Source organism: Paraburkholderia sp. SIMBA_053, assembly GCF_046534895.1.
GTDB lineage: Bacteria > Pseudomonadota > Gammaproteobacteria > Burkholderiales > Burkholderiaceae > Paraburkholderia > Paraburkholderia caledonica.
On the sequence record NZ_JAWRXU010001560.1, the window covers coordinates 1 to 241 of the forward strand.

1 pseudogene is annotated in these 241 nt (G+C 64.7%); it reads right to left on the minus strand.

What is annotated here, in order from left to right:
• A pseudogene (locus SB753_RS40805) lies at nucleotides 1-236 on the minus strand (PaaI family thioesterase); the annotation flags it as partial.
• Nucleotides 237-241: the final 5 nt, after the last annotated feature.

A 241-nucleotide genomic window follows, 5' to 3' on the forward strand; every position in this document is an offset into this window, starting at 1 on the left:
GCGCCTTTCGCCACCGCGCGGATGATGCCCTCTGTGGCAGTGCCGAGGAAGTTGCTTTTCAGCTCGACCGTCGTGAAATTGCGCGCCGTCTCCGGCAGATGCGCGAGGCACGCGTAGCCGCAGGCGGTGTCCGCGAGACCGATCACCGTGGCCGCGTGCAGAAAGCCGTTCGGCGCGAGCAGTTCCTCGCGCACGGTCAATTCCGCGCTCAACATGCCCTGATCCAGTGACAACATTCAGG